The organism is Chryseobacterium sp. IHB B 17019 (genome assembly GCF_001456155.1).
Lineage (GTDB): Bacteria > Bacteroidota > Bacteroidia > Flavobacteriales > Weeksellaceae > Chryseobacterium.
The window spans coordinates 3,147,714-3,162,286 of record NZ_CP013293.1; the positions used below are offsets into that span (position 1 = coordinate 3,147,714).

The 14,573-nt window shown below is 34.5% G+C and carries 14 protein-coding genes; 12 read left to right on the forward strand and 2 right to left on the reverse strand.

Going from position 1 to position 14,573, the window contains the following annotated elements; genetic code table 11:
• Positions 1–90: 90 nt before the first annotated feature.
• Complete coding sequence (locus tag ATE47_RS14515; RefSeq protein WP_062162628.1) at positions 91–987, forward strand: helix-turn-helix domain-containing protein; 897 nt, start codon at positions 91–93, stop codon at positions 985–987.
• Positions 988–1,119: 132 nt separating this feature from the next.
• On the opposite strand, the gene ATE47_RS14520 is transcribed toward ATE47_RS14515, so the two are convergent.
• A complete protein-coding gene (locus ATE47_RS14520; protein WP_062162629.1) occupies positions 1,120–2,457 on the reverse strand; it encodes a dihydroorotase in 1,338 nt (445 codons plus the stop codon).
• 198 nt (positions 2,458–2,655) lie between these two features.
• Here ATE47_RS14520 and ATE47_RS14525 point away from each other — a divergent pair, with 198 nt between their 5' ends.
• The 8 genes from ATE47_RS14525 (at position 2,656) to ribA (ending at position 9,686) form a co-directional block, all read left to right on the forward strand.
• On the forward strand, positions 2,656–4,077 hold the full coding sequence (locus ATE47_RS14525) for a lipopolysaccharide biosynthesis protein (RefSeq protein WP_062162630.1): 1,422 nt from the start codon (positions 2,656–2,658) through the stop codon (positions 4,075–4,077).
• A gap of 138 nt (positions 4,078–4,215) precedes the next feature.
• Positions 4,216–5,232 (forward strand): sugar phosphate nucleotidyltransferase, encoded by a 1,017-nt coding sequence (locus ATE47_RS14530; RefSeq protein WP_062162631.1) that lies wholly within the window; start codon positions 4,216–4,218, stop codon positions 5,230–5,232.
• A 113-nt stretch (positions 5,233–5,345) separates the two neighbouring features.
• Positions 5,346–6,194 carry a DUF4292 domain-containing protein gene (locus ATE47_RS14535; RefSeq protein WP_062162632.1) on the forward strand — a complete coding sequence of 283 codons (849 nt, stop codon included), beginning with the start codon at positions 5,346–5,348 and terminating at the stop codon, positions 6,192–6,194.
• A complete protein-coding gene (locus tag ATE47_RS14540; protein ID WP_062162633.1) occupies positions 6,191–7,750 on the forward strand; it encodes a peptidoglycan DD-metalloendopeptidase family protein in 1,560 nt (519 codons plus the stop codon). Before ATE47_RS14535 ends, ATE47_RS14540 begins: the two co-directional genes overlap by 4 nt.
• A 28-nt stretch (positions 7,751–7,778) precedes the next feature.
• Positions 7,779–7,970, forward strand: a complete 192-nt coding sequence (locus ATE47_RS14545) for a twin-arginine translocase TatA/TatE family subunit (protein WP_062162634.1) — start codon at positions 7,779–7,781, stop codon at positions 7,968–7,970.
• Between the two features lie 28 nt (positions 7,971–7,998).
• A complete protein-coding gene (locus ATE47_RS14550; RefSeq protein WP_062162635.1) occupies positions 7,999–8,613 on the forward strand; it encodes a DUF4254 domain-containing protein in 615 nt (204 codons plus the stop codon).
• A complete protein-coding gene (locus tag ATE47_RS14555) occupies positions 8,610–9,062 on the forward strand; it encodes a hypothetical protein (protein WP_062162636.1) in 453 nt (150 codons plus the stop codon). Before ATE47_RS14550 ends, ATE47_RS14555 begins: the two co-directional genes overlap by 4 nt.
• 27 nt (positions 9,063–9,089) lie before the next feature.
• A complete protein-coding gene (ribA, locus tag ATE47_RS14560; RefSeq protein ID WP_062162637.1) occupies positions 9,090–9,686 on the forward strand; it encodes a GTP cyclohydrolase II in 597 nt (198 codons plus the stop codon).
• Between the two features lie 81 nt (positions 9,687–9,767).
• Here ribA and ATE47_RS14565 read toward each other — a convergent pair whose 3' ends face one another.
• Complete coding sequence (locus tag ATE47_RS14565) at positions 9,768–10,256, reverse strand: hypothetical protein (RefSeq protein WP_147297027.1); 489 nt, start codon at positions 10,254–10,256, stop codon at positions 9,768–9,770.
• A gap of 159 nt (positions 10,257–10,415) precedes the next feature.
• Between ATE47_RS14565 and ATE47_RS14570 the strand changes: the two genes are divergently transcribed.
• From ATE47_RS14570 to ATE47_RS14580, 3 genes are read left to right on the forward strand one after another with little or no spacing between them, the layout of a single operon-like run.
• Complete coding sequence (locus ATE47_RS14570; RefSeq protein WP_062162639.1) at positions 10,416–12,131, forward strand: glycoside hydrolase family 3 protein; 1,716 nt, start codon at positions 10,416–10,418, stop codon at positions 12,129–12,131.
• Positions 12,131–13,279 carry an N-acetyl-alpha-D-glucosaminyl L-malate synthase BshA gene (gene bshA / locus ATE47_RS14575; RefSeq protein WP_062162640.1) on the forward strand — a complete coding sequence of 383 codons (1,149 nt, stop codon included), beginning with the start codon at positions 12,131–12,133 and terminating at the stop codon, positions 13,277–13,279. The genes ATE47_RS14570 and bshA overlap by 1 nt, the downstream gene beginning before the upstream one ends.
• A 27-nt stretch (positions 13,280–13,306) precedes the next feature.
• Entirely contained in the window at positions 13,307–14,572 is a 1,266-nt protein-coding gene (locus ATE47_RS14580) for a DUF2851 family protein (RefSeq protein ID WP_062162641.1), read from the forward strand.
• Position 14,573: the final 1 nt, after the last annotated feature.

Genomic DNA, 14,573 nt, shown 5'->3' on the forward strand with positions numbered 1-14,573 from the left:
CGGCTTGAACGGAGCTCTTTTTGCGAAGCAAAAAAGCGGGAGTGGAAGACGGAAAAGGCGCCCAAAAATCATTATTAAAGTTTAAAAATTATGAACACGATAAAATCTATTTCTGCATTTCATAAACTGCTTTCGCTTCCCGAACCGAAGCATCCGATGGTAAGTGTTATCAATCTTCATGAAAGTGTTTTTATTGAAGATGATGTCTGGAAAGGTTTTGTCAGCAGATATTATTGTGTCGCCCTAAAACGGAATGCCAAGGGAAAAATAAAATACGGACAGCAACATTACGATTATGATAAAGGTGTATTGAGTTTTACGGCACCCAATCAGGTTCAGTATCTGGATTTGCAGACGATGGATTGTGAAAATACCGGCTATCTGCTGATTTTTCATGAAGATTTTTTGCTGAAGCATTCTTTAGCAAAGACGATCTCTTCTTACGGATTTTTCTCGTATGCCGTGAATGAAGCACTGCATTTATCTGAAGATGAAGAGAATGATTTACTCGAAATCATGAATAAAATTAATAAGGAATGTCAGCATATCGACCATCATACGCAGGAAATTATTTTATCGCAGATTGAATTGTTATTAAATTATTCCAAACGGTTTTATGAGAGGCAGTTTATTACCCGAAAAAGTGGAAGCCATCAGCTTTTAACGAAATTTGAATCTTATTTAAATGATTATTTTAATACAGAATCATCTGAAAAGGGTCTTTTAACGGTTCACCAGCTTGCGGAAGCGATGAATCTTTCTGCTAATTATTTAAGTGACTTTTTGAGAGTTCATACCGGACAGAATACACAGCAGCATATTCATGAAAAATTGATCAGTAAAGCAAAAGAGAAGCTTTCAACAACAGAACTTTCAATAAGTGAAATTGCTTATGAATTAGGATTTGAACATTCGCAGTCTTTCAGTACACTTTTTAAAAAGAAAACGAAGATGTCGCCTTTGGAATTCCGGCAGTCTTTTAATTAAATTTCCACAGATCTTTAAACGCAATCATCTGTAAAATCTGAGAAATCTGTGGGAGATAAAATAAATTTGATAATGAAAAGCGGGCTAAAGCCCGCTCCTATTGATATAATTATTGTGAGGCTTTTGTTCAATTTATTCCTGAACTTCAAAAAGCAGTCGCTCCCCGAATTTTTGTTCATTAATTTTTCCGTTGTCGTAAACCAGATTTCCGTTGACAAAAGTGTGAGTGACTTTAGAATGGAAATTCATTCCTTCCAATGGGCTCCAACCGCATTTGTACAGGACATTTTCTTTGGCGACAGTCCAGTTTTCATTTAAATCAACCAAAACTAAATCGGCTTTGTAGCCTTCTCTCACAAAACCTCTTTTTTCAACTCTGAAAAGAATCGCAGGATTATGAGACATTTTTTCAACGATTTTTTCTAAAGAAATTTTTCCGTTTTTATAATTTTCCAGCATTACAACCAATGAATGCTGCACCAAAGGCGCTCCGGAAGGACATTTTGTGTAGACATTCTGTTTTTCTTCCCATGTATGAGGCGCATGATCGGTTGCAATCACATCAATTCTGTCATCCAACAACGCTTCCCAAAGTCCGTCCTTGTCTTTTTGCGTTTTTACGGCAGGATTCCATTTGATTAACCCGCCTTTTGTGTCGTAATCTTCATTTGTGAAAGTCAGGTGATGAACACAAACTTCCGCGGTAATTTTTTTATCTTTTAAAGGAATATCATTTCTGAAAAGTTCCGTTTCCTTTGCTGTCGACAAATGGAAAACGTGAAGTCTTGCTCCTGTTTTTTTCGCCAGTTCAATTGCCTTTGATGAAGATTTATAACAAGCTTCTTCACTTCTGATCAAGTGATGAAATTTCACTGGAATATCTTCGCCATATTCATCCAGATATTTTTGAGTATTGGCTTTAATGGTCGCTTCATCTTCACAATGAACGGCGATCAGCATTTTTGTATTGCTAAAAATATTTTCCAGTGTTTCAGGATTGTCGACCAACATATTTCCTGTTGATGAACCTAAAAACAGCTTAATTCCGGGAACATTTCTCGGATTTGTCTTTAAGACTTCCTCCAGATTATCATTCGTTCCACCCATCATAAAACCGTAATTGGCGTAGGCTTTCTGAGAAGCAATTTCGTATTTATCGGCTAATAATTCCTGAGTTACAGCATTGGGAACAGTGTTGGGCTGATCGATAAAACTTGTTGTTCCACCAGCAATTGCAGCACGCGATTCGGTTTCAATATCGCCTTTGTGCGTTAAACCCGGCTCACGGAAATGTACCTGATCATCAATCACGCCCGGTAAAAGATATTTTCCCGAACCATCAATAACTTGATCTGCTTCTTCAGAAATATTAGAATTTATTTTAGAAATTAAATCATTTTCAATTAAAATATCGCCTTCAACAATCTTTCCTTCGTTTACGATTTTTACGTTTTTGATTAAGGTTTTCATTTACTTTTTTAGAAATTAGAGGTTGGATATTAGAAGTTAGATTTGAGTTATGAATTATGAGTTATAAGTAATCACTAATTTCTAACTTCTAATATCCAACCTCTACAAAAAGCAAAATTAAGGTTTATGAATGAATTTTAAGCTTGCTGATAAAAAATCAATTTCTAAATATTTACATTTGCAGAAAAATTTCACATTTTGAAGAAACTTCTTAACGAGACAATTATATATGGAATTGGAGCGATTATGCCGAGGATAATTGTTGTATTGCTTAATTATTTGTTCATTAAAAATATTAATAATGAAGATTTTGCAATTTTCACTAATCTTTATGCACTCATTTCATTTATCAATATTGTTCTCTCTTTCGGCTTTGAAACTGCTTACTTTAGATTTTCCTCAGATAAAGACAATGAGCAGAAAGTTTTCAATACTTCATTTTGGTTTTTATCGGGTTTATCAACTGTTTTCCTGATATTGGTTTTATTATTCAACCAACCAATCGCTAATGTTTTTGGCTATGAAAAAACGCCCGAATTCATCAGATGGTTTGCATGGATTGCATTTTTCGACAATCTTCTTGTGATTCCTCTGGCGTGGTTCAGGTTTCACAATAAGCCAATAAGATATACCGCAATCCGAGTGACACAGGCTGTTTTTCAAAGTATATTTGTTATTGCTTTATTCCTTTATATTCCTCGGGAATTCAGTTTTAAACTAGGTTTAAAAGAAAATGTATCATATCCTTTTTATAGTAATTTAGCATCAAGCTTTTTAGGATTTTTGTTGGTTTTACCAATTATTTTTAAGGTTAAACTTCAATTTTCCAAAGATCTTTTTCTTCAAATGATCAAATATTCCTGGCCTATGATGATTGCCGGTCTCGCTTTTATGGTCAATGAAAATTTTGACAAATTCATTCAGAAATTCATTATTGATGATGGCGATGCCGGAGCTTATGGTGGTTGCTATAAAATGGCTGTTTTGATGACACTTTTCGTTACGGCCTACAGAATGGGAATCGAACCATTTTTCTTCAAACAAATGCAAAACGAAAATGCCAAACTCACGTATGCAAAAGTGACGGAATATTTTTCGTTTTTTGCTTCAATTGTAGCATTGGGAATCATTGCAAACGTTTCATGGATAAAATTTTTGCTTGTCCCAAATAGTTCTTACTGGGTTGCCTTAAATATTATCCCGATTATTGTGATTGCCAACTTATTTTTTGGGATTTATTACAATCTTTCAACCTGGTACAAAGTGACTGACAGAACGCGGGTAGGAACTTATATTTCCTGGACAGGAGCAATTATTACCATTATTTTAAACCTTTTGCTTTTAAGACAATACGGTTTCATGGTTTCAGCTTGGGTGACATTGGCTGCGTATTTCGTCATGATGGTTCTTTCCTATTTTTTAGGTCAAAAATATTATCCTATACCTTATAGGATGAAGAAAATTTCTATTTTTATTGTTCTTCTGGCGGTTTTCAGCTATGCAATTGTAAATTTTTTCGATTACAATTTCTGGATAGGAAACTTACTGTTTCTAGTTTATACAGGAATCCTTATCTATTCTGAAAAAGACATGCTTTTATCCAGAATTAAGAGAAACTAAACTTTGGTCTCTCTTTTGATAATAAACAAATTTATTTTAATGTAAACAAATGTTTAAAAAGATATAAATCATACCACATGAATGGTTTTAATTATTATCTTTAACCTAAATATTAAACAAAACATCTTTATATAATTTATGAAAATTATTGTTCCTATGGCTGGACGTGGTTCCAGATTACGTCCACATACACTGACTGTTCCAAAACCTCTTATTCCTATCGCTGGAAAACCAATTGTACAGAGATTGGTGGAAGATATTGCTAAAGTTGCAGGGGAAAAAATTGAAGAAGTAGCTTTTATCATCGGAGATTTTGGCCCGGAGATTGAAAAATCTTTGATACAGATCGCTGAAAAATTAGGAGCAAAAGGTAGCATTTATTATCAAAACGACCCTCTGGGAACGGCTCACGCTATCAAATGTGCCGAGCAATCCATGAGTGGAGATGTTGTCATTGCTTTTGCAGATACACTTTTCCGTGCAGATTTCGTGCTGGATAAAAATTCAGACGGTGTAATTTGGGTGAAAAGCGTAGAAGATCCTTCCGCTTTCGGAGTTGTAAAACTGGACAACTACGGTTTCATCACTGATTTTGTGGAAAAGCCTCAAACTTTCGTTTCAGATCTTGCCATTATTGGTATTTATTATTTCAGCAGCGCTGAAAAACTGATGAGTGAGATCAATTATATCATGGATAATGATATTAAAAACGGCGGCGAGTATCAACTAACAACTGCATTAGAAAACTTAAGGGCAAAAGGTGCAAAATTCTCTTTAGGAAAAGTAAATGACTGGATGGATTGCGGAAACAAAAACGCGACCGTAGAAACCAACAGCAAAATTCTTGAATACGAAAGAGAGGAAATGTCAACTTTTCCGACTTCGGCTGTTATTGAAAATTCATTGATCATCCAACCTTGTTTTATTGGTGAGAATGTAAGAATTTCAAACTCAAAAGTGGGCCCGGGAGTATCTTTGGGGAATAATACGGTTATTGTAAATTCAAATATTGAAAATTCTTTGATTCAGGAGAATACAAGAATCAATCACGGAAACCTTTCCAATTCAATGATCGGAAATTCTGCTCAGTATTTCGGAGTGGCAAGAGAAATTTCTTTAGGAGATTATTCGGTTTTAGATTTCCTGTCCAAATAGTTATAGACGGAAAATATTTAACTTAAATAAGATATAATCAAACCACACAAAATGTTTTGTGTGGTTTGGCGTTAATATTGCAACGTTTTTTTTAAAAATTGAAAGATAAATACATGAAAAACTGGATCATAATATTATTATTGCTTTTTGTGGTAACGTCTTGTAAAACAAGAAATGCCCATAAAAAGAGAGACAATACTATTAAAATAGACAGTACTTATGTTTTGGAGGATGATAATAATCCAAAAGATGCCAACCAGCCGATAAGAAACAAACTTACGTTTTTTGAGCATGTATTGATTCCGCCGCAATTCGAGCAGATAAAAATCAGCAGCAAGGTAAATGTGGAAACAGGAAGCTTTATTCCGACTCTTGACGCTACAATTTATATTGAAAAAGATAAAAAAGTATGGATGAACCTTCAGGCATTTATCATCAATGTTGCCCGTGGAATTGCAACTCCGGAAGGAATTAAAGGCCAGGACAAAACATCCAAAACTTACATCGATTCTGATTTTGATTATTTAAATAACTTATTGAATGTCAATTTCATTGATTACAAATCATTGGAAAAAATCCTGATGGGAAGAACTTTTGTTAAGCTCAACGATTCACAGTTTACGCTTACACAAAATGCCCAGGGTTTCAAAATGGCTTCTAATGTCAATCAAAAAATTGTAACCGACGAAAAAACAAGGGAATACAAAATTATTTTGCAGTATGATACCAACTATGATTTATTAAGTGTAAATCTAAAAGATGTGTTATCTCCGGATGAGCTGGAAATTTCATACAGCAATTGGGAAGAGATCAATGGAATCCGTCTTCCGAGAAATGTTAAAATAATTATAAAAGGCTCAAAAAGCAGTCAGATTTTACTGGAAAATACGAAATTTGACTTTTCGAGGATGGATACACCCTATTCCGTGCCATCTAGTTACAAGAAAATTGAGATTAAATGATTAAAAAATTTAGCTTTTTAATAGGTATTTTATTGTTCACACTGCAATATGGGCAAAAAAACAAGGAACAATTACAAAAACAAAATGCCGAACTTAAAAAACAAATTGCACAAATAAATTCGGATTTAGCTAAAACCAGAAGCGAATCCAAACTTTCCATCGCCTACCTTGATAATGTTAATAAAAAATTAGCATTACGAGAAAAGGTTTACAACAATACCCAAAAGGAAAAAAGGTTTATCGAAGATGAAATCTATCTTCGTCAGCTGGAAATCAACCGCCAAAACAGAGAACTGAAAGTCCTTAGAGACAATTACGCGAAAGTTTTGGTCAATGCTTATAAAAATAAAGGTGTCCAAAATAAGGTAACCTTCATTCTTTCTGCTAAAAACTTAGGAGAGGCTATCCGAAGAGTTCAATATCTTAAACAATATTCAGATTATCAAGATAAAAAAGCCGCAGAAATCACAAACGCTGCCGCTCAGATCAAAAGATCAATTGCTTTGAAACAGAACTCTGCACGGGAAAAAGCGAATTTATTGGTAAATCAACAGAAAGATTTAACAACCATTAATGCCGAAAGGGCTCAGAAAGAGCAATTGGTAACAGAATTCAAGAAAAACGAATCCAAGCTAACGGCAGAGCTTAGACAAAAACAAACTCAGTCTAAAGCACTCGAAGGTCAAATCAGAGTAATTATTGCTGAAGAAATCAGAAGAGCTAAGGCAGAAGAGGAAGCAAGAAAAAAGGCTGAGGCAGAAAAAATCCGTCTGGCAAAAATTGCCGCTGAAAGAGAAAAAGCAAGAATTGAAGCCGAAAATAAGGCTAGAGCCGCCGCTTTGGAGAAAGAAAGATTAGCCGCTGAAGCTGAAGCCAGAAAAACCGCTGAATTAGCCGCAAAAAGAGCTGAAGAGGAAAGAAAACGTACTGAAGAAGCTGCCAGAACAGAAGCAACAGCAAGAGACGAGGCAAGAAAAGTAGCTGCAAAAAAAGCATCTGATGAAGCTGCACTAAGGGCAAAAGAAGCATCTAATAAGTTAGTTGCCGCAAGAGCTGCTGAAGCTGCATTATCGAAGAGAAAAGAAGATGAGAAAAAGGCTGCAGAAACAAAAGCGATGACCAATTTCGGAGTTTCTACCGTGGCAGGAAGCAATTTCGCAGACAATAAAGGAAGAATGGGATTCCCTGTTGATAAAGGGCAGATTACTCACCGTTTCGGAAGACATCCTCACCCTGTTTTCAAAAATATTGATGAGGAAAATAATGGTATTAAGATTTCTGTTCCTTCCGGTACACGCGCAAAGTCGGTATTCCCGGGAACTGTTTCTTCGGTATTGGCGAATAGTGATGGTACAAAAACCGTTATGCTGAAACACGGAACTTATTTCACCATTTACTCTAACCTTGCAAGTGTAAGCGTTTCTAAAGGGCAGCAGGTCTCTGCAGGAACTCTGGTAGGTGTTGTAGGTCAGGATTTTGATGGCTCTTACACCCTTGATTTCCAGGTATGGAACGGAACCACGCCAGTTGATCCATTAGGTTGGGTTTCTTATTAAAAAAGATTAACTTTGTAAAAAAATTGAAATGAATACTTTAACAATACTTGCCTTATCTTGGCAACACATCCTAATCGTAGCAATACTTCTTGTATTACTTTTCGGAGGTAAGAAAATCCCGGAATTAATGAGAGGTGTAGGTTCTGGTATTAAGGAGTTTAAAGATGCAGTAAAAGAAGAAGACAAGCCAGGTTCTGAGAACAAAACGGACAAACAATAATTCTTCGCAACCAAATTCTTTAAGATCAATGAATTTTACAGAGACCGCATGGAAAGTCTTTAATCAATCTATTGAAGATTATCACGTGTCTGATGACGTTAACACTCTAATTAATAACCCGTTCGAAAAAGACACTTTGGAACGGATTTTGTATGCAAAGAACTGGATTGATACCGTTCAATGGCATTTGGAAGATATAATTAGAGATGAAAATATTAATCCAGCTGAAGCTCTTCAACTCAAAAGAAGAATAGATGCCTCCAATCAGCAAAGAACTGATCTGGTGGAGTTTATAGACAGTTGGTTTCTTAATAAGTTTGAAAATATAACTCCTAAACCTGATGCAAAAATCAATACTGAAACTATCGCCTGGGCGGTAGACAGACTATCAATTCTTGCATTAAAGGTTTATCACATGTCGTTAGAGGCAAATCGAGAATCCGCTTCTGAAGAACACAGAGCTAATTGCCAGGCAAAATTAGACGTTCTTCTTACCCAGCAGGAGGATCTTTCTACTTCTATTAATCAGTTGCTTACTGATATTGAAAACGGTGATGTTAAGATGAAAGTGTACAAACAAATGAAAATGTACAACGATGAAAGTCTTAACCCAATCCTTTATCAAAAGGGGCAACAAAAATGAAACGACTACTTTTTTTTGGAGTATTACTGATTATAACATCTTGTGCAACGGAAAAGCCAAATTTTTCTCCGTTGTCAACTAGTTTTTATAGCGAAACCAAAGGTTCTGATTCTGACAGAGGTAACAAAAACAACATTGAAATTAATGTAAAGGAAAATGTAAATGCATCCGAAATATCTAATTTGATTGCTACTTTTCCCCAGTTTAAAAATACAGCATTAAATACCGAAATCACTACGCTAAAATACAGCTTACAGAATTATCTATATGCAATCGACGCCAGTAATGTTTCGGGGAAAAACAGAGCCTTAAAAGATTTCGAAAAGTCTTACAAAAAAATTCAGAAACTGAGACAGCATCTTAATAAAGATGATGATGAGGTTCTTAACAGATACCTGGTAAGATTAAAAACCAATATTTCTGTAATTGAAGATTCTATAAAAAATTAAAACTAATAATTAATAATTAGGACATTAATGACTAAAATTCAGGCGGAAGCCAACGTTCCTACAGAACACGGCAGTTTCCGAATGATCGCTTTCTCTGAAAACGAAAATGACTGGATGCCTCACATGGCAATTATCGCAGAAAATACAGATTTTTCAAAACCTGTGAATGTGCGTTTCCATTCAGAATGTATAACCGGAGAAGTTTTCCATTCAAAAAAATGTGAATGTGGGCAGCAACTTGACGCTGCAATGAAATATATCCATGAAAATGGGGGAATCATTATTTACCTTCGACAGGAAGGAAGGAATATCGGGATCATCAATAAATTAAAAGCATATTCTCTTCAGGAAAAAGGCTTTGACACCGTAGAAGCCAATTTAAAACTGGGACTTCCCGCAGATGACAGAAACTTCGGTGTTGCTATTGAAATATTAAATTTATTAGAAGTAAAAGATATTAACCTTCTTACCAATAATCCTGAAAAGGTAAAGTATGTAAAAGAAAGTAATATTCACTTAAACTCAAGAATTCCTTTACAAATTCCAGCCAACGAGATGAGTAAAGGTTACCTTAAAACAAAGAAAGATTATTTTGGTCATTTACTTGATGATAATGACAATTAAATAACTAGATAAAAGCAAAAGCTCCGAAGAAATTCTTCGGAGCTTTTTTGTAATTATAAAAAACTGAAAAGATATATTTTCTTAATTGACTTTAATAGTCTTTACTTTAGACTCATCAAGATTGTAGTATTTTACAACTGCATTATAATCGCTTTTATCTACCGAATTTGCAGTTTTTCCTGCGCTTGCCGGAACTAATACCACTCTAAATGTCTGGTTGTTTAAGTATTGATTTGCTTCTGCAGCTGACATTGAAGCTTGATTAAAATTAGCTGATGTTGAAATATTAACTTCTTGAGTATTAAAATCAAAATTATAGTCTAATTCTCTACCAGTTGCCGGTGCAACCACATTATCTAAATAATAAGTTTTAGGTATGCTTTGCCAGTTACCCCCTACTTTTCTATATACCAATACTACATCTGTATTCTGAATATTGATATCCATTGAAAGTGTATAAGTATTAGAAGCAGAAAATGTTCCCGTAGCATCTCTCATTTGTGAATAAGTATCATGATCTACAAAATTATTATCATTATCATCATCACAGCTAAATATGAATAAGCTCACAAAAGCTATTAATAAAATTGGAAGAAATTTTTTCATTTTTATAAAAGTTTAGTTATTATTAATATTATTTATAAAGCGTATTCAAATCATATACCAAAAATTTCAAAAACATTGTTTTCATCATTTTTTTAATTGTATTTTTGTTCTTATTCAAAAATTATGAAGAAACTGGTTTATACTTCCCTCCTCACTTTCTTATTTATAAGCTTAAATCTTTCAGCTCAATATCAACCTAAAAATATTTCAAAGGAAGATTTGAAAAAGGCAAATCAATGGGTTGACAAAACATACAAATTACTTTCACAAGACGAAAAATTGGGACAGCTTTTCATCGTTGCACTTTATACCAATAGGGGTGAAGATGAGATCAGTAAGGTAAGAAGCATCGTTAATAATGATAAAATCGGAGGTCTGATTTTAATGCAGGATGATGCAGCAAGGGAAATAAACCTTGTTAATGAATTTCAGCAAAAATCAAAGATTCCTTTAATGATCGGGATGGATGCAGAATGGGGACTTTACCAGAGAATTGCAACGGCTCACAAGTTTCCATGGGCAATGACTTTAGGTGCGATTCAGAATAAAAACATGATCCAGCAGATGTCTGCCAAAATTGCCGAAGACTGCCACAGAATGGGCATCAATTGGGACTTTGCACCGGTTGTGGATGTCAACACAAATCCAAATAATCCTATTATTGGAAACAGAAGTTTCGGATCTGAGGTAAATAACGTGATCAGCTCTGCCCTTTCTTATGCCAATGGTCTTCAGGATAATAATATCTTAGCTGCAATCAAGCATTTTCCGGGACACGGCGACACCAGCACGGATTCACATCTCGATCTGCCCGTTGTTTCGCACAATCTGGAAAGATTAAATAATGTTGAGCTTGCTCCTTTTAAAGCATTAATGGATAAAGGAATTGGAGGTGTAATGGTAGCTCATTTATATGTACCGGCATTGGAACCGGCAAAAGGGATTCCGGCTTCGGTTTCTAAAAATATTATCACAGGATTATTGAAAAATAAATTAGGATATAAGGGCTTAATCATCACCGATGCTTTAAACATGGGTGCTGTAGCCAATAAATACAAGCCGGGAGAATTGGATGCATTAGCTTTTAAAGCAGGAAATGACATCATGCTCTTCTCTCAAGGGGTTGCTGATGGAAAAAAATTAATTCAAAAAGCCATTGACAACAGAGAAATTCCTCAATCAAGAGTGGAAGAAAGTGTGAAAAAAATTCTTTTGACTAAATATTTTTTAGGTTTAAATCAATACACTCCGAAAAATCCTGAAAATATCAATGACGATTTGAATAATGAAACTCATGAAATTCTAGTCAGAAACCTTTATTCAGAAGCTATTACTTTATTAAAAGATGATAAAAAACTGTTGCCGCTACAAGGGAAACAGATTTACTATGTTCCTTTGGAGGAAGCACCTTATCAGACTTTCGCGAATCAATTAGGCTCAAATATCATCATTAAAAAAGCCAGTGAAATCAGTACTATTCCTGTCAATTCTACAGTGATTGTCGGGTTTCATAAAGATAATTCTACCGCTTACAAACCTTATAAAATTTCTGCAGAATCGAAGAAAATTCTAGCGGATCTTACAAAAAATCAGAATGTTATTTTAAACGTTTTCGGAAGCCCTTATGCTTTGAAAGACATTGATATTTCGAAAGTTTCAACAGTGCTTGTTTCTTATGAAAACAATGATGATTCGATGACGGCGACAGCTCATGCTTTAACGGGAAAGAGAAAAATTTCCGGCAGACTTCCCGTTTTGGTTAATGACAAACTAAAAGCAGGCATGGGAATAGATTTCACACCATTACAAATAGATACACTAAAAACACCCATAAACTAATGAAAATAGGCATACTTTGCTATCCAACATACGGAGGAAGCGGAATCGTAGCAACGGAACTTGGGATGTCTCTGGCCAATAAAGGCTATGAGGTTCATTTTATAAGTTCGGCGCTTCCCGCAAGATTAGATATCACCAATCCGAATATTTTCTTTCACAGAGTAAATGTTCAGACCTATCCGCTTTTCCAGTATCAGCCTTATGATATTGCGCTGAGTTCGATGATATACCGTGTTGTCAATCTTTACAAACTTGATTTGCTTCACGCTCACTATGCGATTCCTTATGCATACGCAGCTTTTACGGCAAAACAAATGCTTAAGGAAGACAACAACGATATTCCCCTGGTGACAACCCTTCACGGAACGGATATTACGTTGGTAGGCCAGCATCCGAGCTATAAACATGCGGTGGAATTCTCTATCAATCAATCAGATGCGATTACTTCTGTTTCTGAAAGTTTAAAAAGAGATACCCTTCAATTTTTTAAAATTAAAAAAGAGATTCAGGTTATTACGAATTTCATTGATAATTCTGAATTTGATGAATGCAATGAATGCCAACGAACTCAATTTGCTAATGCTGATGAGAAAATTTTAATTCACGTGTCCAATTTACGTCCTGTAAAACGTGTGGATGAAGTTTTGCAGATTTTCAAAAATGTTGAGAAAAAGGTAAAGTCAAAATTAATAATTATCGGTGAAGGTCCGGACATGGAAAAAGTAAATCAGTTTTTGGAAGAAAACCCAGAATTGATTTCGAAAATCCGTTTGCTTGGAAAAGTAAATGATTTGTACAGGATTCTTCAGCTTTCAGACGTGTTTTTATTGCCTTCCGAGCAGGAAAGTTTCGGTTTGGCGGCATTGGAAGCAATGGCTGCAAATACACCGGTTATCAGTTCGAACGCGGGTGGAATTCCTGAAGTAAATATTCAGGGAGAAACTGGTTATTTGGCAGAAATCGGAAATGTGGAAGCAATGAGTAATTATTGCATCAAATTGTTGAGCAATGAAGAACTTTTAGCCAAAATGAAGAAAAATGCGAAAGATCAGGCGATAAAATTCGATTTGAAAAACATTCTTCCTATATATGAAGAAATGTATAGAACAACTATAGAAAATTTTAATAAGGAGTTGGCAAAAGTCTAGCGATTCTGCTATATTTGTGTCACACTCATGACGGAAAAATTACTTCAATATCTTTGGAACTTTAAAGTTTTTAAGCATTTTGACTTCAAAGATATTGAAGGAAATTCCGTTGAAATATTAGATTTCGGAAAATGGAATACCGATTCCGGACCGGATTTCTTAACGGCGAAAATTAAGACCAACAATATTATTTTAGCCGGAAACATCGAACTTCACGTAAAATCTTCCGACTGGATTTTTCATAATCATTCTCAAGACCCCAATTATCAAAATATTATTCTTCACGTTGTTTTTCAAAACGATGCAGAAATTGATGAGCTTAAAGATAAAAATGTTCCTACTTTAGAACTGAGAACCCACATTGATGAAAATATTCTTTGGAAATATGAAAAGCTGATCAGTGGCAATCAATTTATTCCCTGCGAAAATATTTTTAATCCCAATATAATTCCCGTCAATTTCCATGAAGAAAATGTTCTCAAAAAATTGGAAGAAAAGTCTCTGGAATTCGAGAAAAGCTTAGAACAATTTAAAAATAATTTTGAAGTGGTTTTATTTCACAGCCTGGCCTATTCTTTTGGTTTAAAAGTAAATGCCTTTATTTTTAAACAAATTGCAGAAAGCATTGATTTTAATAGCATCAATAAAATCCGCCAAAACGAAATCCAACTAGAAGCTCTATTCTTCGGGGTTTCCGGCTGGCTCGAAAATCCTGAAGATGAACAAATGAAAATTTGGAAAAGAGAATTTGATTTTATTAAAGCTAAGTTCAATATTTCAGATCTGAAATTTCATCCAAAATTTTTAAGACTCCGTCCTCCGAATTTCCCGACAATTCGTTTGTCACAGCTAGCCAATCTTTATCATCAGCATCAGAGTTTATTTTCAAAAATTATTAATGTAAAAACTTCAGATCAACTATTTGAAATATTTAAAGATATAAAAGCTTCAGAATATTGGAATAATCATTTTAATTTCGGGAAAATTTCAAAAATTGACCAGCCGAAAATTGTAAGTAAAGACTTTATTGAATTAATTATCCTAAACACTGTTTTACCTTTAAAATATACTTATCATAAATACCACAACGAAGAAATTGCTGATGAAATTCTCCATTTCTATAACAATTTATCTGCGGAAAAAAATTCAATTACTGATGATTGGAAGAAATTGGGCTTAAAATTTAAAACAGCTTTAGAAAGCCAAAGTCTGATTTATCACTTCAAAAATTCCTGTGAAGAAAAAAATTGCTTAAATTGCAGTATTGGATTTAAAATTTTAAAAGAATCTTAAA